14 protein-coding genes and 1 pseudogene are annotated in these 18,499 nt (G+C 71.4%); 9 read left to right on the top strand and 6 right to left on the bottom strand.

Annotated elements, in window-relative coordinates; translation table 11 throughout:
- Window positions 1–18: 18 nt before the first annotated feature.
- Complete coding sequence (locus AB0K18_RS32855; protein WP_364922163.1) at window positions 19–1,278, bottom strand: bifunctional cytidylyltransferase/SDR family oxidoreductase; 1,260 nt, start codon at window positions 1,276–1,278, stop codon at window positions 19–21.
- Window positions 1,279–1,389: 111 nt separating this feature from the next.
- On the opposite strand from AB0K18_RS32855, the gene AB0K18_RS32860 reads away from it, so the two are divergent.
- The 6 genes from AB0K18_RS32860 to AB0K18_RS32885 all read left to right on the top strand — a co-directional run bounded on the left by AB0K18_RS32860 (window position 1,390) and on the right by AB0K18_RS32885 (window position 7,121).
- Window positions 1,390–2,808, top strand: a complete 1,419-nt coding sequence (locus AB0K18_RS32860; RefSeq protein ID WP_364922165.1) for a CDP-alcohol phosphatidyltransferase family protein — start codon at window positions 1,390–1,392, stop codon at window positions 2,806–2,808.
- Between the two features lie 11 nt (window positions 2,809–2,819).
- Complete coding sequence (locus AB0K18_RS32865) at window positions 2,820–3,428, top strand: DUF5941 domain-containing protein (RefSeq protein WP_364922167.1); 609 nt, start codon at window positions 2,820–2,822, stop codon at window positions 3,426–3,428.
- A 76-nt stretch (window positions 3,429–3,504) separates the two neighbouring features.
- A complete protein-coding gene (locus AB0K18_RS32870; RefSeq protein ID WP_364365206.1) occupies window positions 3,505–4,239 on the top strand; it encodes a phosphocholine cytidylyltransferase family protein in 735 nt (244 codons plus the stop codon).
- Between the two features lie 28 nt (window positions 4,240–4,267).
- The gene (locus AB0K18_RS32875) at window positions 4,268–5,308 is read left to right on the top strand and encodes an iron-containing alcohol dehydrogenase family protein (RefSeq protein ID WP_345409547.1); all 1,041 of its coding nucleotides are present in this window, start codon (window positions 4,268–4,270) and stop codon (window positions 5,306–5,308) included.
- Window positions 5,286–6,053 carry a CDP-alcohol phosphatidyltransferase family protein gene (locus AB0K18_RS32880; protein WP_364922170.1) on the top strand — a complete coding sequence of 256 codons (768 nt, stop codon included), beginning with the start codon at window positions 5,286–5,288 and terminating at the stop codon, window positions 6,051–6,053. The genes AB0K18_RS32875 and AB0K18_RS32880 overlap by 23 nt, the downstream gene beginning before the upstream one ends.
- A gap of 183 nt (window positions 6,054–6,236) precedes the next feature.
- Window positions 6,237–7,121, top strand: a complete 885-nt coding sequence (locus AB0K18_RS32885; protein WP_355411320.1) for a glycosyltransferase — start codon at window positions 6,237–6,239, stop codon at window positions 7,119–7,121.
- A gap of 45 nt (window positions 7,122–7,166) precedes the next feature.
- On the opposite strand, the gene AB0K18_RS32890 is transcribed toward AB0K18_RS32885, so the two are convergent.
- The 5 genes from AB0K18_RS32890 to AB0K18_RS32910 form a co-directional block, all read right to left on the bottom strand.
- Window positions 7,167–7,880, bottom strand: coding sequence for an acetoacetate decarboxylase family protein (locus AB0K18_RS32890; protein WP_364922172.1), 714 nt, complete (start codon window positions 7,878–7,880; stop codon window positions 7,167–7,169).
- A gap of 12 nt (window positions 7,881–7,892) precedes the next feature.
- Window positions 7,893–8,933 carry a glycosyltransferase gene (locus AB0K18_RS32895; RefSeq protein ID WP_364922175.1) on the bottom strand — a complete coding sequence of 347 codons (1,041 nt, stop codon included), beginning with the start codon at window positions 8,931–8,933 and terminating at the stop codon, window positions 7,893–7,895.
- Between the two features lie 56 nt (window positions 8,934–8,989).
- Window positions 8,990–10,930 (bottom strand): acyltransferase family protein, encoded by a 1,941-nt coding sequence (locus AB0K18_RS32900; protein WP_364922178.1) that lies wholly within the window; start codon window positions 10,928–10,930, stop codon window positions 8,990–8,992.
- A 173-nt stretch (window positions 10,931–11,103) separates the two neighbouring features.
- Complete coding sequence (locus tag AB0K18_RS32905) at window positions 11,104–12,762, bottom strand: LCP family protein (protein WP_364922181.1); 1,659 nt, start codon at window positions 12,760–12,762, stop codon at window positions 11,104–11,106.
- A 163-nt stretch (window positions 12,763–12,925) separates the two neighbouring features.
- Complete coding sequence (locus AB0K18_RS32910; RefSeq protein ID WP_364922183.1) at window positions 12,926–14,428, bottom strand: hypothetical protein; 1,503 nt, start codon at window positions 14,426–14,428, stop codon at window positions 12,926–12,928.
- A 302-nt stretch (window positions 14,429–14,730) separates the two neighbouring features.
- Between AB0K18_RS32910 and tnpA the strand changes: the two are divergent.
- The 3 genes and pseudogenes from tnpA to AB0K18_RS32925 all read left to right on the top strand — a co-directional run bounded on the left by tnpA (window position 14,731) and on the right by AB0K18_RS32925 (window position 18,497).
- Window positions 14,731–15,151: pseudogene (tnpA, locus tag AB0K18_RS32915) on the top strand (IS200/IS605 family transposase).
- Window positions 15,152–15,448: 297 nt separating this feature from the next.
- Window positions 15,449–17,467 carry a hypothetical protein gene (locus AB0K18_RS32920; protein ID WP_364922187.1) on the top strand — a complete coding sequence of 673 codons (2,019 nt, stop codon included), beginning with the start codon at window positions 15,449–15,451 and terminating at the stop codon, window positions 17,465–17,467.
- A gap of 100 nt (window positions 17,468–17,567) precedes the next feature.
- Window positions 17,568–18,497: a glycosyltransferase family 2 protein gene (locus AB0K18_RS32925; protein ID WP_364922190.1), complete on the top strand. Its 930-nt coding sequence runs from the start codon at window positions 17,568–17,570 to the stop codon at window positions 18,495–18,497.
- Window positions 18,498–18,499: the final 2 nt, after the last annotated feature.

Consider the following 18,499-nt stretch of genomic DNA (forward strand, 5'->3'; position numbering starts at 1 on the left):
ACGGTAACAAGGTGTGGGTCAAGCGCCGTCAACGCGCACGTCTATGACTTGCCCTGATAGGTCGGAGATGAGAATGTCCAGCGAGGTCTGAGCGACCAGCAGCGGAGAGGCACCGGTATAGACGCAGTTGACCCGGATGCCGTCAGAGGCCCATTCGAGGGCCAGCGCCCGGGTCAGTGCGGCCACCGCCGCCGCGCCGGAGGCGTGCAGCGCGCCCGAGCCGGGCGGCACCTGGAACAGCAGGCTGCGTCGCAGGTGGGGCCGGGCGGCGCGGGCCACGTTGAGCGCGCCGAGGTGGCCGGCCGCGACCGCGTCGGCGACGGTCTCGCCGCCCGCCCGCGCCAGCTCGCCCCGGTGGCCGGGGGCCGCGAAGACGACGTGATCGGCGGGGCCGACGTCGCCGAGCGCCTTGGCCACGGAGTCATAATCCTCGGGCCGCACCCCGTCGGCCCTGCTGAGCACGCGGACGTCGGCGCCGCGCGAAGGACCGGCCGGCGCCGCGTCGCCCACCACGACCACGACCTGCCCCGCCAAGGCGTCGTCGCCGCCGCGCGGCACCGGCGCGGGCAGCTCGAAGAGCAGCTCGGCGATGTGCAGGTCGGCCGGATGGGTGACCTTGATGTTGCGCTCGCTGCCCTGCACCAGGTGGATCGGCACCTCGGGCAGGTAGCGCAGCACCACCCCGCAGTCGTCGGTGCCGCCGGCGAAGCCGGGGTCGGCCATCGCCAGCTCGTAGGCCCGCCTGATGACCGACAGGCGGAAGCACTGCGGGGTCTGGCTGCGCCGCAGCCGCGACCGGTCGAGCACCTCGCCGATCACCTCGCCGCCGTCCTCGGGCACGGCCGTGAAGATCGTGTCGGAGCTCGGGATCGCCACGTTGACGGCCTCGTGGGTCTCCAGCGCGCGGACACACTCCGTGATGATCCGGGGCTCCAGAAGCGGGCGTACGGCGTCGTGCAGCAACACGTTGCACTCCTGCGCGCCGATCGCCTGCAGGGCCCGCCACGTGCTCTCCGTACGGCTCGACCCGCCGTCCACGACCTTGCTCACCTTGCGGTAGCCGCCGGCCGCCACGATCTCCCGCACCCGGTCGGCGTATCCGGGCGTCATCAGCACCACGACCTCGTCGATCTCCGGCGCGCGCTCGAACGCGGCCAGCGAGTGCTCGATGATCGTCCGCCCCGCCACCTCGATGAGCTGCTTGGGCGTGGCCGCCCCGACCCGCTGTCCGACACCGCCCGCGAGGAGCACTCCGACCGATCGCAGCCGTGAATTCATACGGGCAGCGTAACGGTGCCGGTCCGTGATATCGCGTTGACCTGTCGCTACGCTGTGTCTACGCACCCCCCAGTCCACGCACTCCACCCCGACCGGGAGGAGACCTGCGCTTTGCCCGACTCATTGACCCGCGAAAGCACGGCCACGTCGGTCGTGCTGCTCGCCACGACGCCCGCCGGCAGGCTTCTCAGCGGCGACGGCACCCTGCTCGACCGGCTCAACGACCAGCTCGCCACCCTGCCCGTCCGCGAGGTGCAGGTGATGAGCGCGGGCGGCGGCCTCGCGGCCGACCTGCGCGGCATCGCCAAGATCGTCCGCACCACCACGGGCGCGGTGGCCGTGCTGCCCGCCGACCTGGTGGCCCACACCGAGGCGCTCGCGCTGCTCCTCGAACATCCCGCGCGCTGCACCGCCGCGCTCATCTCCCACGACGCGACCGCCGCCCCGATGCGCCCGCCCGTCCGCGTCGAGGGCGGCAAGGTCGTGGCCGCGGGCAGCTCGTTCCACCTCGTGCCCGAGTCCAACGCGACCTTCCGCGGCGTGCTGCAGGCCGGCGAGGCCGACCTCGGCACGCTCGCCGACGTCGCCGAGGAGCTGGCGGAGCTGGCCGAGGAGGGCAGGCTCGGCCCCGTCACCCCGGTGGAGGCGGTCGACCTGCTGCTCGTCGGGCTCGTCAGGTCGGGGGTGAGCGTGCGGGCCGCGGCGATCGGCTCGCTGCACGCCGACCGGGTCACCGGCCAGAACGCCGCCGACGCCGCCGTACGCCGGCTGGCCGAGGTCGACGAGGCCAAGGTCAGGCTCGACACCTCGGTCAAGGCCGACGACGGCTTCTTCGCCACCTTCTTCGTCTCCACCTGGACCCGCCACCTGATCAAGCCCGCCGTACGGCTCAAGCTCACGCCCAACACCGTCACCGGCATCTCGGCGGGGCTCGCGGTGCTGGCCGCCGTGTGGTTCTCGGGCGGCACCCGCGGCGCGCTCGTGCTGGGCGCGGCGCTGCTCTACCTGTCGTTCGCGCTCGACTGCCTCGACGGGCAGCTCGCCCGCTACACGCGCAGCTTCTCGCCGCTCGGCGCGTGGGCCGACGGCATGTCCGACCGGCTCAAGGAGTACGCCGTCTACGTCGGCCTGGCGGCCGGCTACGCCGGCCCCGGCATCTGGTACCTCGCCGTGGCCGCCATGGTCCTCCAGGTGGTCAGGCACGGCATCGACGCCACGTACGCGGGGGCGGTCGAGGACGGCGCCCGCGTCGGCGCCTCCTGGGGCCGGCCCACCCGCAGCCTGCTGGAGACCCAGGACGTGCGCAGCGCGCCGGGCGGGGTGCTCAAGCTCGCCCACCGGCTCGAACGCGACACGATCGCCCGCTGGCTGAAGAAGATGATCGTGCTGCCCATCGGCGAGCGCATGGCGCTGATCGCCGTCACCGCCGCGTTCTGGAACGCCCGCGTGACGTTCCTGGCGCTGCTCAGCTGGGGCGGCGTGGCCGCCCTCTACCAGCTCGCCGGACGGATCGCGAGGTCGGCCAGGTGATATCGGTGCAGATGACCCCCGTACCCAACAGCACCGTCGTCGCCTACCGCGACGACGGGCCGCTCTCGCGCGCCATGGGCCTGCTCGTGGCCGGGCAGCTGCCGCCGCTGCCGCCGGTGCTCGCCGGCACGTTCGTGACGGGCGTGCTGCTGGTCATCGGCGTGGCGGGGGCCGACGGGCTGGCCGTGTTCGCGCCCGCCGTGACGCTGCTGCTGGCGGGCCCGGGCAGCACGCACCCGCACGACGGCAGGTTCGACTGGCTCGTGCCGCCGATCCTGCGGCTCATCGAGTACACCTTCATCGCCGCCTGCGGCTTCGCCAACGGCGTGCACCCCGTGCTGATCTTCGTGCTGCTCGGCGCGCTCGCCTTCCATCATTACGATCTGGTCTACAGGCTGCGCCAGCGCGTCTATCCACCGCCGTGGCTGGCCACCCTCGGGCTCGGCTGGGACGGCAGGATGATGGCGATCTCGCTGATCGCCCTGTCAGGGTGGCTGAGCAGCGGTTACGTCGTGCTCGCGATCTATCTCTGGGGCTTGTTCGGCTGGGAGAGCCTCACGTGCTGGCTCGCCGCACCCCGATCCGGGGTGGAGGCCGCCGAGGCGGGAACGCAAGACTAACGCCGGATTACCCGCACGGGGTCCAAAGACGAATACTCTTTGGGCCACGGAAGTCATGCCGACTGAGGAGTGCACGTTGCTGGGAATGGTTCTGGCCGCTGGGGCCGGACGACGCCTGCGGCCGTACACCGACACGCTGCCCAAGGCGCTCGTGCCGGTCGACGGCGAAACCACGATCATGGACATCTCGCTGCGCAATCTCGCCGAGGTGGGCCTGCGCGAGGTCGTGGTCGTCGTCGGTTACGCGGCGCAGGCCGTGCAGGAGCGTAAGGACGAGCTGGAGGAGCGCCACGGCGTCCGGCTCACCCTCGTGCACAACGACAAGGCCGAGGAGTGGAACAACGCCTACTCCCTGTGGTGCGCCCGCGACTACTTCGCCCAGGGCGTGCTGCTGGTCAACGGCGACACCGTGCACCCCGTCTCGGTGGAGAAGACCCTGCTGTCGGCTCCCGAGACGAGCGACGTGCTGCTCGCCGTCGACAACGTGAAGAAGCTGGCCGACGAGGAGATGAAGGTCACGCTGACGCCCGAGGGCGCGCTGCGGCGCATCACCAAGCTGATGGACCCGGCCGACGCCTACGGCGAGTACATCGGCGCCACCCTCATCCGCCCGGGCGCGGCCGACCGGCTGGCCGACGCACTGAAGACCACGTACGAGCGCGACCCCCAGCTCTACTACGAGGACGGCTACCAGGAGATGGTCGATCGCGGCGAGCTGATCCACGCCGCGCCCATCGGCGAGGTCGACTGGGTCGAGGTGGACAACCACGACGACCTGGCCAAGGCCCGCACCATAGCCGTCCACTACTGAGGGGGCGCGCATGCCGCTTCTCGCGAGGATGTTGCCGGCGCCCTTGACGATGGACGTCAGGCGGGGCGCGGTGGCCGAGCTCGGCGCCCTGCTGGCCGACAGCCGCGTGGCCACCTCCGGCCGGGTCGCCGTGGCGGTCGGCCCCGGCCAGGGCGACCACATCGAGAGTCTCATCGCGCCCACGCTGGGCGAGGCCGAGGTGTTCAGGGTGGCCGACGGCACGGTCGACGCGGCCGTCTCGCTGGGCGCCGACCTGCGCAAGGGCGCCTACGAGGTGGTGGTGGGCGTCGGCGGCGGCAAGACGATCGACGCGACCAAATACGCCGCGTCGCTGGCCGGCATCCCCATGGTGGCCGTGGCCACCAACCTGTCCCACGACGGCATCTGCTCGCCCACGGCCTCGCTGGTCTACGAGGGCGGCAAGGGCACGTTCGGGGTGCCGATGCCGCTCGCCATCCTCGTCGACCTCGACTTCGTGCACAGCGCGCCGAAGTCGCTGGTGCGGGCGGGCGTCGGCGACGTCATCAGCAACCTGTCGGCGATCGAGGACTGGCAGCTCGGCAACGTCGAGCGCGGCGAGCCCATCGACGGGCTGGCCTGCTCGATGTCGCGCACCGCCGCGGAGGCGCTCATCGGGCGCAAGGACTCCATCGAGTCCGACGCGTTCCTGACCGTGCTCGCCGAGTCGCTGATCCTGTCGGGAATCTCCATGGTGGTAGCGGGCTCATCCCGGCCCGCGAGCGGTGGAGACCATGAGATCCTTCATGCCGTGGATCAGCTCTTCCCCGGCACCTCCAACCACGGCGAGCTCGCCGGCATCGGTGCCGCCTTCTGCTTCTTCCTGCGCGAGGACGCCGCCCGCGTCGAGCAGGTCGTCGGCTGCCTGCGCCGCCACGAGCTGCCCGTCGTGCCCGGCGACATCGGGCTGAGCGCCGAGCAGTTCGCCGAGGTCGTCGCGCTGGCCCCGGCCACTCGCCCCGGCCGTTACACGATCCTGGAGCACCTGCGGATGCAGGATTCGGAGATTCGCGATCGGGTGGGGGACTATGTCCGGGCCTTCGGTAGCTGAGCTGAGGCAGGTGGCCCAGCCCCCGGGCCACCTGGAGCGCCGTAACGGCGAGCACTGGGCGGGCGTGCTCTACATGCGCCGGCTGTCCATCTACGTCACCTGGGCGATGACCAAGACCCCCGTCACGCCCAACCAGCTCACCTGGGTGATGACGGTGGCCGGCGTGGCGGCCGGGTTCGTGCTGGCGCTGCCGGGGCTGTGGGCGGCCGTGCTCGCCGCCCTGCTCATCCAGGTCTACCTGCTGCTCGACTGCTCCGACGGCGAGCTGGCCCGCTGGAGGGGCACGACCTCGCCGGCCGGGGTCTACCTCGACCGGGTGGGCGCCTATTTCGCCGAGGCGGCCGTGCTGGCCGGGCTCGGCTGGCGGGCCTCCGAGGTGCTGCCCGACTGGTACACCGTGCTCGGCTTCGCGGGGGCGCTCGGCGCCATCCTCATCAAGGCCGAGAGCGACCTCGTGGAGGTGGCCAGGGCCAAGGGCGGGCTGGGCGCGGCCACCGAGGCGGCGGCCGTGCAGTTCCGCTCGGGGCTGCTCGGGCTGGGCCGGCGGATCCTGGCGGCGACGCAGTTCCACCGCATCATGCAGCCCATCGAGCTGTCGCTGCTGGCCGTGGTGACCGCGGTCATCGACGCGGTCATCGGCGTGCCGACGGCCACGCGGGTGCTCGTGGTGGCCTGCGCCATCGCCGCCGCCGTGCAAGTGGTGCTGCATCTGATCAGCATCATGGCATCGAGACGACTTGCTTGATCTCCACCGGAACCGCCGAGGCGTCTTGTCCGTCGTATTGATCGGACGTCCGCGGTTCGGTGGGGGTTCACTGTCGGTTCCGATACGCTTAGCTTCACCATCCAGGACCATGCAGACCAGCAGACTCGGTGATCATGAAAGAATGCTCCGCTCGTGTTCTCAACGCGTCAGGACGATGATTCGTTGAAGATCTCGTGCGTCATCCTCACCATGGGCAACCGGGTTGCGGAGCTGAACCGGGCGGTCGAGTCCGCGCTCAACCAGGTCGACGGCGACGTCGAGGTGGTGATCGTAGGCAACGGAGCCGACGTGCCCCAGCTGTCGGCGACGCCACCCGAGGGTTCGGCCGCGGTCGTGAAATCGATCCGGCTCGACCACAACACCGGCATCCCGGCCGGCCGTAACCGGGGCGTCGAAGAGTGCTCAGGCGACGTCGTGCTGTTCCTCGACGACGACGGCTGGTACGCCGACCAGAAGGTCGTCTCCCACGTGCGCGACCGCTTCGCCACCGAGCCCGACCTCGCGGTCATCTCCTTCCGGGTGATGGACCCCGACGGCGGCATCGGCCAGCGCCGCCACGTGCCGCGCCTGCGGGCCGGCGACCCGCAGCGCTCGTCGCCCGTCACCACGTTCCTCGGTGGCGCGTCGGCGATCAGGCGCTCGGCCTTCCTCCAGGTCGGCGGGCTGCCGGAGCGGTTCTTCTACGCCCACGAGGAGACCGACCTGGCCTGGCGGCTGCTCGGCGAGGGCTACCGCATCGAATACGACGCCGAGACGGTGATGTACCACCCGCAGGTGCCGCCGACCAGGCACGCGGAGTTCTACCGCCTCAACGCCCGCAACCGGGTCTGGCTGGCCCGCCGCAACCTGCCGTGGCCGCTGGCCTTCCTCTACCTCACCAACTGGGTGGTGCTCACGCTGGTGCGCGAGCGCGGCTCGTCGGCCGCGCTCAAAGCCTGGTTCTCCGGCTTCTTCGAGGGCCTGCGCACCCCGGCCGGCGAGCGGCGGCCGATGGCGTGGCGCACCGCGTGGCGCATGGTCAAGCTGGGCCGCCCGCCCATCGTCTGACGTTCGCAGCTCGACGGTCACGGCCCGACGGTCATAGCCCGACGGTCACAGCCGCCTGGCCTCGCCGAAGCACATCGCGGCGTGCGCGACCGTGCTGCTGAACATCGCCCGCTTGGGCAGCCCCAGCTCGCTCAGCTCCTTGGCGATGGGGTGGTTGCCCAGGCGGATCAGCGCGCCGCTGGGACGCACCTGGGCGCCGCGGGCCCGCACGGTCCACGGCACGACCCTGGTGACGCCGTCGCGGTGCGTGTAGGCGTCGAGCGGCGCCATCACGCTCGCCCCCGGCACCGGCGCGCCCGGTTTGACCAGCAGGTCGAGCACCAGCCGCCCGTCCTTGCGCAGGATGCACCGCTTGTACGGCGACCGCAGCCGCAGCTCGATGTCGGCCAGCTCCTTCGGGAACCCCCACAACGACCGCCCGGCCTCCAGCGTGAACGTCTGGTCGACCGGCAGCCAGTGCACGAACACCCCCGCGTGCCGCAGCTCGCCAGGGCCCACGCTCGCGGGGACGCCCGGCCTGCGGACCAGGAAGGCCATGCCGAACTCGTGATAGGCGTCGAGGTCACCGTCGCGGTAGTCGACGAACACCAGCACGCACACGGCCTTGCCGGGCAGCACCTCGGCCACGTCGAGCCCGGAGTAGGCGATCACCGCCCGGGCGGCGTCGGCACGCACCGGGTAGAAGGCACTGCACACCTCGGCGTCCCTCACCCGCACGGGCATGTCCAGCGTCCGGCCCTGGATCAGATGCGATGCCATAAGACCAGTACATCAACCGCCACGTCCTGTGGCCATTCCCGCGCCGGGTGGCGTCCGGCTGTGTCGGGGCAACGGAAACCAGCCCGCGGCGCCATCGTGGCCCGCCCTGGACGGGCGCGCCGCCCACGTCTCGGCCCGCTGGACGAACGCGGCCGCGTGGTCGGGCCAGTGGTGGTGCAGGCGGGCCTCCACGTGCCCGAGCGCGCCCAGCTTCAGCCGCAGCGCCGGGTCCTCCTTGAGGTCCAGGACGGCGTTCAGCACCGCGTCCACGTCCAGCGGCACCACCAGCCCGCAGCCGGCCGCCTCGACCGTCGCCGCGCCCTGCGGGGTGGTGACCACCGGCAGGCCGCGGCCCATGTAGTCGAGGATCTTGGTGGGCGGCGTGGGCACCGTGGCGTCGGCCAGCGACAGGCCCGCCAGCGCACCCTCCGCCATGCGCAGGGCGTGGCGGAGCGGGACGTGGCCGTACCAGTCGAGCAGGCCCACCCGTTGCGCGTCGCGCAGCAACGGGCGGACGCCGGGGGCGGCGGCGCCGATCAGGTCGAGCCTGATGCCGTGCGGCACCAGCCGCTCGGCCAGGCCGATCAGCTCCATCACGCCGCGCTCCACCGACAGGCGGCCGAGGTGCACGACCCTCGTGTCGCCCGGCGCCGGCGGGGCGGAGGAGACCAGGGTCGCCTCGGGCACCTCGGCGGCGGTGATCACCTCGTGGCGCCGCCGCGCGCGGGCCAGCCGCCTGGGGGAGACCTGCTCGCGTACGTCCCAGACGACGTGAGGGCGCCGGTGGGGCAGCGTGCGCAGCAGCCGGTACTCGTGCACGATCAGCAGGTCCGCGCCCCGCAGGCCGCGTCTGAGCGCGGCCCGCGCGCGGCCCGGCGAGGCGAGGTGCGCCACGTCCACCGCGGTCAGCTCCATGGCGGGCGTCACGTTGAAATGGGTGAACGGCGCCACGTAAGTCACCTCGTGGCCCGCGTCGAGCAGCGCCCGGATCTGCCGGTGCATGATCCGGGCGTCCTCGGGATGATGGACGGTCGTGGCGACACATGCGCGCATGGGTCGATGCTCCGCGCCCACCCGGTCAACGGCGTTAATGCGGGGGGAACGATCGCTTAACTTCGTGAGGGGCGGCGATAGAGCCAGGTCAGGCGGGGTTCGAGCACCCACTTGAAGAGCGTGCGGGTTTCGGCCAGGCACAGGATGATGGCCAGCGCGAAACAGCTCGACGCGATCGCGAGCACGCCCAGCGGGCCGTACAGCCACGGCACCGACAGCCAGCCCATCTCCTTGGCGATCAGCACCGGGATGCCGTGCAGCAGGTAGCAGTAGAGCGTGCGGGTGCCGAGGTCGGTGTACCAGGTCTCCTTCCTGGGCACCAGCGCCAGCACCGCGAAGCACATCGCGAGCGCGCAGATCAGCAGGCCCGTACGCACGCCCAGGCCCATCCACCAGGACAGGTGCAGGTCCTGGTAGCTGTTCTTGTAGTAGAACGGGCCGAGCGGCGACTTGGGCGCGATGTAGATGGCCACCGCCGCCGCGCCCAGCACGGTGAACACCGAGAGGACCTTGATCCAGCGGCGGTTGAGCATCTCGAAGTGCTCGGGCTGCATCACGAGGCCGATCACGAAGAACGGCAGCAGGCCGAAGAAGCGGTCCATGCTGAAGTCGCCCGAGATCTGGGAGAACCCGGCGAACAGGTAGATGGCGATCGCCACCGGGACGGGGTATCTCATCCGCTTCCACACCGGTGTGGACAGCCGCCAGAACAGCAGCGCCAGCAGGTACCAGTTGAGCCACGCCGGGTCGATGATCGTCAGGCTCCACTTCTGGCCCAGCGCGAAGCGGAGCGCGGCGTAGCCGACCTCGACGATGACGTACGGGATGAGGAACGTGTCGACCAGTTTGTTGGTCTTGGCGTTGGAGTTCCAGAAGTTTCTGGACAGGTAGCCGCTGATCAGCACGAACAGCGGCATGTGGAACGTGTAGATGAAGATGTACGCCGCCCGCGCCGAGTCGGCGGCCAGCGTCGGCACCAGCGAGTGGCCGATCGGCACCAGGGCGATCAGGACGAACTTGACGTTGTCGAGGAACGGGTCGCGCTTGCGCTTCGGCTTGTCGGGCTGCTGCTGCGGCTCCGGCCGCTCCTGGGCGCCCGAGCCCGGCGTCGCCGCGTGCTGCTGCCCGGCGCCCGCTGCCACCGGAACGGCGGGCTGCTCGGCACGTCGCCCGGCGGTCCGCCCCGCAGGTTGTCCGGCCGGCTGCCCCTCGGGCTGTCCGGAAGGCACGGACTGTCCCGGCCCAGGGCCTCCCGCCACCAGGACCCCGTCAGGCCCCGCGACCGGCTCCTTGGCCCGCCGCCCGCGCGGCGCCACCACGGGCTCGTCGCCCGCCACGGCCCGAGCCCGCCTGCCCCCAGGGGCGGCGGCGTCGCGGCCTTGCGCACGCCGCTCGCCGATCTCGGGGGCGGCGGCGCGGGCCTGCCCGGCCTCTGCACCACGATTACGGGGTTGTCCGGCCTCCGGAGCACGACCGCGAGCTTGTCCGGCCTCTGCACCACGACTGCGGGCCTGTCCGGCCTCGGAGCCGCGGCCACGAGCCGGACCGGCTTCCGGTGCGCGGCCACGGGGCTGGCCGGCCTCCGGGGCCAGGCCGCGGTGCTGTCCGCCCTCGGGGGCGTGGCCTCGGTGCTGTCCTGCCTCCGCGCCACGGCCGTTGGCGAGCGGCGAGCCCGGGTCGGCGCGCCGGTCGTCGGCGAGCGGCCGGGCCGGCTCGGAGCCGTGGCCGTTGGAGTAGGGGTGGCCGGCGTCGGCGCCTCTGCGGCCACGCGAGCGTCCGGCCTCGGGGCTCGTGCCGCGAGACCGGGGGGCGGGAGCGTCCGGGGTGATGGCCGGCTGGGGCTGCGTCAGCTCGCCTGGCGCCACCCCGTGCGGGTCGGTGGACTCGCTCCAGAAGGTCTCTTCCGGCAGCGGCCAGCGGGATCCCGTGTTGGCAGGTCCCTCCTCTTCGGGACGCCGCGGGGTCGTGGCCGGTCGGGAGGAACTGGTGTCAGACACAGAAGGAAGTCGCTCAGCTTCGCTCGGGGCCGGGGAACACGACGGCAGCGCGGTGATGGACTGTTGCGGGCCCGTTCAGCGCTGCGTCGCCGACCGCCACAGACTATCCCGCCTTCAGACTCCTGTCTCTCGTAGCGAGCCAGAACGGCTCGTTACACAGGGAACTTGGAGCCTCAGGTGCACACGTTCTTCTGCTCGGACGCGGTGATGGTGCTGTTGTTGACGCTGTCGGGCAGCTTGGTCACCTTGACCGAGTCGAAGTCCTCGCCGACCACGAGCTGGATCACCGGCGTGCCCTTCGCGGGCGCCCCGGCACCGGTCGTGGTGGCCACGGCCCCGGTGTACGGCTGCGCGCCGACCGCCTTCACCTTCCCGGACGCGGCCTGCGGCTTCGGCAGGACGGACCCGCCCAGAGTAAGGGCGTGGTCGGCGGCGGTCTCGGCGGTCTTGGAGTAGTGGATCTCGCTCTTGGCCAGGCTCACGCCGCCCGGGGCCTCGTAGTTGCCCAGCCCCACGACCGTGAAGCCCTGCTTGGCCAGCTCGTCGGCCACCTCGCGGGCCTTGCCGACGGTCTTGGTGCCATTGAGCACCTGGACGCGCACCTGCTCAGGCTTGATCTTGGCCTTAGGCTTGGCCGGCGTGTCGGCGCCCGCCTCGGCGGTCTTGGTCACCTCGGTGTCGGTCTTGATCGAGGTGAACAGCTCGTTGGCGTCGGGCTGCTTCCAGACCACCCGGTTGGTGTCCTCCGGGTCGGGGACCCAGGGCACGGTGGTGAACTTGACGCCGTTGGCGGTCATCTCCTTCGCGCTCAGCGCGATCTGGATGAGCTGCTCGGTGTCGTTGGCGAGCTCGGGGTCCATGGTGACCGATCCGGCCGCCGCGGCGATGAAGTCGCGCAGCCGGCCCACGTCGGTCAGCAGCTCGCTGCTGGTGGCCTTGGCGACGACCTTGCTGAGGAAGATCTGCTGGCGCTTGATGCGCTGGATGTCGCTGCCGTCGCCGTATTTGCGCAGGCGTACGTAGCCGAGCGCCTTCTCGCCGTTGAGCAGGCTCTTGCCGGGCGGCAGCACCAGCTTGGACGCCTTGTCGTTGACGCCCGACTTGAGGCAGATCTCGATGCCGCCGAGCGCGTCGACGATGTTCTTGAACCCGCTGAAGTCCACCTCGACGAAGTGGTTGACGCGGATGCCGGTGAGGGTCTCGATGGTGGAGATCGTGCAGGCGATGCCGCCCGAGTTGTACGCCGAGTTGATCATGTCGCGGCGCGGCGGCATCTCCTGCTTGGTGGCCTCGTTCTTGCACTTGGGGACCTGCACCATGGAGTCGCGCGGGAAGCTGATCAGCCGTGCCTTGTCGCGGTCGGGCGACAGGTGCAGCAGGATGATCGTGTCGGTGCGCTTGCCGCCCGCGTCGGCCTCGCGGGCCAGCTGCTGGCCGTATTTCGCGTTGCCGGCGCCCGCGCGCGTGTCGGAGCCGACGAGCAGCACGTTGAGCGCGCCCGTGTCGGGCGGGCGGGGGTTGATGATGTCTTCCTTGACGCTCTTCTCGTTGATGTTGCCGAAGGCGTCGCGATAGGCGGTGTACGCCGTCAGCGCACCCGCCACCATGACCGTGGTGACGCCGATGCTCACGTACGCCAGCACGCGCATCTTGGTCTGACCGCCGCCGGAGCCGCCCGAGCGGTGGCTGCGCGGGGGACGGTCGTCGGGCGGCGGCGGAGGCGGCGGGGCGGCGGCGGCCGCCCTGCGGGCCATCCTGCTGCCCGGCTGGGTGGAGGCCGATCGGCGGTCGTGCACGGAATCGACTACCGGCACGCTCCTGTAGTCAGTCATACGCCCCCCGACCTCACTCCTTGCGCCGCCGGCATGGTCGCTCCGCGCCACGAGACTAGGTCACGTACGGCGTGCCACGGGTCATGAACGTGGGGAACGGCCGTGACCCGGGTGTGATGTTTCCGCCGCACAGCATACTCAGAGCCGGACATTGGGTGGAATATCATCGCCAAACTCTTTCTCCGCGACCAGGGCGTCCTCGCTCGTCACGTCCCCGGCCGCGTCGTTCTCGTTCGCGTCCTTGTTCGCGTCCTTGTTCGCGTCGTCTCCGTTCCGCGGGCCCGATGGCGAGGGCCGCCGCCAGACAGGCCACCGGCACGGCCGGCAGGACGTACCGGTAGTCGAATTCGGCGGCCGCGGCCGGCGTGATCAGCAGCACGACGGCCACCGACCAGGGCGCCAGCCAGGGCGGAGGCGTCGTCAGGCGGATGCCCGGGCGCTCACCCGCGCGTCTGCGGGCGATCGCCGCCACCGGTGGCACGAGCAGGACTGCCAGCAGCAGCGTGCCGGGCAGGCGCGCCACGCTCTGGTAGGCCCGCAGCCAGCCGGCATATGGCTCGACGATCTCCGTGCCGATCGCACCCTGCTCGTAGAGCTTGGCATACTCGGCGCCGACCTGCGCGGGATAGCGGCCAGGTGGCCCGGGGCGCTCGTCGGGGAACTGGTAGTAGCCGTAGATCTCGGCGTCCGGATAGACCGGGCGGTCCCAGCGGAAGGTGCGGGCCAGCTCCGACAGCACCGACCCGGCGTAGTCGAGCGGCTGCTTGGTGATCGCCAGCATCGCGAACCTGGCCGCCAGGTCGTCGGTCTCCTTCGTGAACGTGATGCCGGGCCGCCGCACCAGCGGGGAGTCCTGGGCCCAGATGTACTCCTGCGAGGGCGGCCGCTGGTCGGGCGGGCGCGCGTCGCACAGCTCCCGCAGGTCGGGCGGCGGGTCCATCTCGGCGCAGTCGGCGAAGGACATCGTGCGGGCGTACAGGAAGACGCCGTTCGCGCCGATCAGGCCCACCCGCTGGTACGTGGCGTAGAACCAGGCCCCGTATGCGAGGAGCGGCACCAGCGCGACCGCCACCAGCACACCGGCCAGTCTGATCCGCCCGCGCAGCACGAACCAGGCCGCCAGCAGGACGATCAGCGGCTGCCCGACGGTCCTCGTCAGCGTGGCCGCCGCCAGCAGCAGGCCGATGCCCGCCACCGTCGCGGGGCGGGCCGTCGTGGCCAGCACGACCGCCGTCGCCACGAGGAACATGAAGAGCGTGTCGGAGACGAGCAGGTGCTCCAGCTCGATCTGGTACGCGTCCAGCAGCACCGGCACCGCCGCCAGCGTCGCCGCCCACCTGGGTGCTCTGCGCGCCGCCCGGTAGATCAGCACCCCGGTCGCCAGGCCCAGCAGGTGCTGCGCCACCGTCACCGCGCCGAACGCGTGCAGCGGCTCCAGCAGCTTGAGGAACATCGAGTAGCCGGCCGGGCGCACCAGGTCGGGGCGGGGCCTGAAGACGGTGACGATGTAGGTGTAGGAGTCGGGGAACCACAGCGCGGGCCGGTACCCCAGCATGGCGAGCAGCCGCATCACGGCCCCTAGCCCCAGCACGGCGAGGAACCACCGATGCCGCCGCACCCGCTCCCGCGCCCCGGCCCCCCTCCGCCGCCGCCCGCCCCGCTTCACCGCCCCCGCGGCCTCCTCCGTCTCTGCGGCCTCCGTGCGCTTCGCCTGGTCTGTGGGCGTCGCCTGGCCGTCCGCGTGCGGCTGTGGGCTCGTGGGCTGTTCTGAAGGTGTGGGGTTCGCGGGCCTTTCGGCGTGCGGGCCCGCCATCAGAGTCTCCCGAGGGGACCGTCGCCTTGAGGCGACGGGGGAGCCGGGAGCGGGAGGGCCGTCGAGGCCCGGGCGTGCAGTGACCCGCCTGGTCTGCACATGAGAGGTCTCCGTTTCGTCGCGCGTGACCTGGACAGCGCTGTTATAACGATCGTGTGATTCGGCAGGTGCGCGCTTTCCCGGGCGCGGCGTACGACCTTGGATACCACGTGGTGTGGTGTCCGAAGTACCGCTGCCGGGTCCTTGGCGGCCGGATGAAGGACCACCTGGAGGAGTTGATCCGTGCCGAGGTCGGCGAGCACGGCTGGGAGGTCGTGGCGCTTGGGTGATGCCCGGCCACGTGCACCTGTTCGTCAAGCCCTGCCGAAGAATTCGCCGTCGTCCATGGCCGGCCAGTTCAAGGGGCTCACCTCCCGCCACCTGCGCGCCGAGTTCGGGCACCTGCGTTCCCGGTTGCCCACGCTGTGGTCGCGGACCTGCCGCGTGGCCACGGCCGGCGCGGTGCCGGCCGAGACGGTGCGGCGCTCCACCGAGACGCGGGACGAGCGGCCGTCCACGGGCGGTGGCGGTGCGTAGGTCGTTCACGTTCCTGCTGCGCCCCACGGTCAAGCAGGCCGCCGCGCTCGCCGCGTGCCTGGAGGACCACCGCACGGTGTACGACGCCGCCCTTGAGCACCGCCCGCGCGTTCTTCGACCGCGTCAAGGCCGGGCGTACGCCGGGTTCTCCGCGGTTCAAGGCTGGTCACCAACCGCTGGTCCTTCTCCGGCACGTCGCGTACGCTACCGGCGTTTTCGCCTCTCCCGTGCCTCCGGGCCGTCTGGCGGCTCCCGTGGCCGCGAGGGGTGTGCGGGGTTGGATACGCTCGGTCTCCGATGGAACACGATCATCGTCCCGGCCGGTGGCTCGCCGCGCTGTCCGTGCTCCCCGCGCTGGCCGTGGCGGGCTGGTTGCTGGCCGGGCTGCCGCTCTTGCTGCTCGGCCGGTTCACGCCGGTGCTCGTCACCGTGCTCGGGGTCCCCATGGCGGTGCTGCTGTGCTGGGCGGGCACCCGGGGCATGTGGGCCGGAGCGCTGCGGGCGGCTTGGTGGCAGCTCGGCGGGGTCGTCGGCGTGGCGGTGGCGTCCGGGGTGTTCAACGTGCTCCTGCACAGCGAGCAGCTCGCCGTCAGGCGCGACCCGGCCACCTACGCCCAGTACGCCGCCTGGATCGCCGCCCACGGCTCGCTGCCGATCCCGGCGCAGGCCGAGGCGTTCGGCGGCCCCGACGCGGGGCTGGAGTTCGACAGCGTCGGGTTCTACGCGGTGGACGGCGGGGTGCTGCCGCAGTTCATGCCGGGGCCGCCGATGCTGTTCTCGATCGGCGACTGGCTGGGTGCGCCGTTCGTGGTGCCGGCCGTGCTGGGCGCGCTCGCGGTGCTCACACTGGGCGGCGTGGTGGCGCGGCTGGCGGGGGCGCGGTGGGCGATCCTGGCGGCGACGGCGTTCGCGGTCTGCATGCCGGTCCTCTACACCTCGCGGACCACCTTCAGCGAGATCCCGTCGATGATCCTGCTGTTCGGCGGGCTGGCCCTGGCTCACGACGCGCTGGCGCGCGCCCGTGACGGCCGGCCGAGCCTGGGCACGGCGGGGCTGGCCGGGCTGGTGTTCGGGCTGGCGGTGCTGGTCAGGATCGACGGGCTGCGCGACGTGCTGCCGGTGCTGGCGTTCGCCGGGCTGCTGATCGCGCTGCGCCGGCTGGGCAGGCCGGTCGGGCGGCTCGGGCCGCCGCTGCTCGCGGGACTGGTCGTCGGGGCCGGCGTCGGGCTGGCGGCGGCGTATCTGCTGGCCAGGCCTTACCTCGACTATCTGAGCGGTTCTGTGCGGCCGCTGCTGCTCATCTGCGCCGCCGTCCTCGTGCTCACCCTCGCGGGCACGGCCGCCGCCCCTGCCCTGGCCCGGATCAGCCTGCCGAGCTGGCTGCCGAGGACCGGCGCGGTGCTGACCGTGCTGCTGATGGCCGCCCTGTACGCCCGCCCGTGGTACCAGACCGTGACCAGGGACCCGGCGAACCCGGAGGACTGGCGCACGTACGAGATGATCCGGCAGATCCAGCGCGCCAACGGCCTGCCGGAGGACGGCACCCGCCTCTACTTCGAGAACTCCCTGCACTGGCTCACCTGGTACGTCGGCCCGGCGACGCTCGCGCTGGCCACGATCGCCGCCGCCCTCCTGGTGCGCAGGCTGCTGCGCGACGGCTCGTCGTTCGCCTGGCTGCTGCCGCTCGCGGTGGTCGGCTGGACGACGGTCACGACGCTGCTGCGCCCTGAGATCACCCCCGACCATCCGTGGGCCGCCCGCCGCCTGGTGCCGGTGGTGATCCCCGGGGTGATCCTGCTGGCCGCGTACGGGCTGGCCCGGCTGCGCCGGCTCATGGACCGGCACGGCCCGCTGGTGCTCAAGTGGGGCACGGTGATGGCGGTGCTGCTGGTGCTGGCGCCGCCGGTGGTGACGTCGATCGGCACCGCGTTCACGCCGGTCGAGCGGGGTGAGGCGGCGGCGGTCGAGGAGATGTGCGGGCAGTTGCCCGACCGGGCGTCTGTGCTGTTCGTGGAGCGGGTGACCGGCGACCGGTTCGTCCAGGTCGTACGGGGAATGTGCGGAAAACCGGCCGCCAAGGTCAAGCGTGCGGGCACCGACGTCGCGCCGGAACGCGAGGTGCGCCGCCAGATCGGGCGGGTGCGCGCGGCCGGCCGGGTGCCGGTGCTGCTGGGCGCCGAGGAGTCGCAGGTCGCGCCGTACGGGCGGGCCACGCAGGTGATGCGGCTGGTCACCCGGCAGGACGAGCGCTCGCTCATTGAGGCCCCCGATGCCACCTGGTCACTGCGGATCAACGTGTGGATGGCCGTCGCTTGACCGGGATGGGTCACACTGGAAGGAACAGCCCTGGAATCGGGAGCGCCCGCTGGAGTGATGTGCACTCGCCTTCCGGTGGGGCAGAGTAACCTCGACCCCCGTGAGCACGCCTGAGATCCCCAAGAGTGGAACCGCCGTGGAAGAAGCGCCGTACGTCACGATCGTCCTGCCCTGTTACAACGAGCAGGACCACGTCATCGACGAGGTGGAGCGCATCACCAAGGCGATGGACTCGAGCGGCTACACCTACGAGCTCGTCGCCATCGACGACTGCTCCACCGACGACACGCTGGCCAGGCTCAAGGAGGCCGCGCCCGACTATCCCCACCTGCGCATCCGCGCCTTCCACCGCAACGGCGGCTCCGGCACCGTGCGGCGCATCGGCACGCAGGAGGCCAGGGGCGAGATCGTGGTGTGGACCGACGCCGACATGTCCTACGCCAACGAGCGCATCCCCGAGCTGGTGCAGATCCTGGAGAAGGATCCCTCGTTCGACCAGGTGGTCGGCGCCCGCACCAGCGAGGAGGGCTCGCACAAGCTGCTGCGCGTGCCGGCCAAGTGGGTCATCCGCAAGGTGGCCGAGATGCTGGCCGGCCAGAAGATCCCCGACCTCAACTCAGGACTGCGGGCCTTCCGCAAGTCGGTGGCGCGGCCCTACCTGCGGCTGCTGCCTCCCGGGTTCTCCTGCGTCACGACGATCACGCTGTCGTTCCTGATGAACCAGCACGACATCTACTACCTGCCGACCGACTACGCGAAGCGGGCCGGCAAGTCGAAGTTCAGCTTCGTCTCCGACGCCTACCGCTACATCCTGCAGGTGCTGCGGATGATCATGTACTTCAACCCGCTCAAGGTGCTCATGCCGCCGGCGCTGTGGCTGGTGGGCATCGGGTTCGTCAAGGGTGTCTGGGACATGATCGAGCACCCGTTCTACTTCCCCGCCAACACCGTCATGATCTTCCTGTCGGGCATGCTCATCGGGTCGGTCGCGCTGCTCGCCGACCTGATCGTGCGCTCGCGGGGAGAGTGACC

The sequence above is a fragment of the Nonomuraea sp. NPDC049421 genome (genome assembly GCF_040677005.1).
In the GTDB taxonomy this organism is placed as follows: Bacteria; Actinomycetota; Actinomycetes; order Streptosporangiales; family Streptosporangiaceae; genus Nonomuraea; species Nonomuraea salmonea.

Coding starts and splice junctions, on each gene's coding strand:
- AB0K18_RS32855 (WP_364922163.1), bottom strand. CDS start 1,278: ATGAATTCACGGCTGCGATCGGTCGGAGTGCTCCTCGCGGGCGGTGTC.
- AB0K18_RS32865 (WP_364922167.1), top strand. CDS start 2,820: ATGACCCCCGTACCCAACAGCACCGTCGTCGCCTACCGCGACGACGGG.
- AB0K18_RS32875 (WP_345409547.1), top strand. CDS start 4,268: ATGTTGCCGGCGCCCTTGACGATGGACGTCAGGCGGGGCGCGGTGGCC.
- AB0K18_RS32880 (WP_364922170.1), top strand. CDS start 5,286: ATGTCCGGGCCTTCGGTAGCTGAGCTGAGGCAGGTGGCCCAGCCCCCG.
- AB0K18_RS32890 (WP_364922172.1), bottom strand. CDS start 7,880: ATGGCATCGCATCTGATCCAGGGCCGGACGCTGGACATGCCCGTGCGG.
- AB0K18_RS32895 (WP_364922175.1), bottom strand. CDS start 8,933: ATGCGCGCATGTGTCGCCACGACCGTCCATCATCCCGAGGACGCCCGG.
- AB0K18_RS32905 (WP_364922181.1), bottom strand. CDS start 12,762: ATGACTGACTACAGGAGCGTGCCGGTAGTCGATTCCGTGCACGACCGC.
- AB0K18_RS32920 (WP_364922187.1), top strand. CDS start 15,449: ATGGAACACGATCATCGTCCCGGCCGGTGGCTCGCCGCGCTGTCCGTG.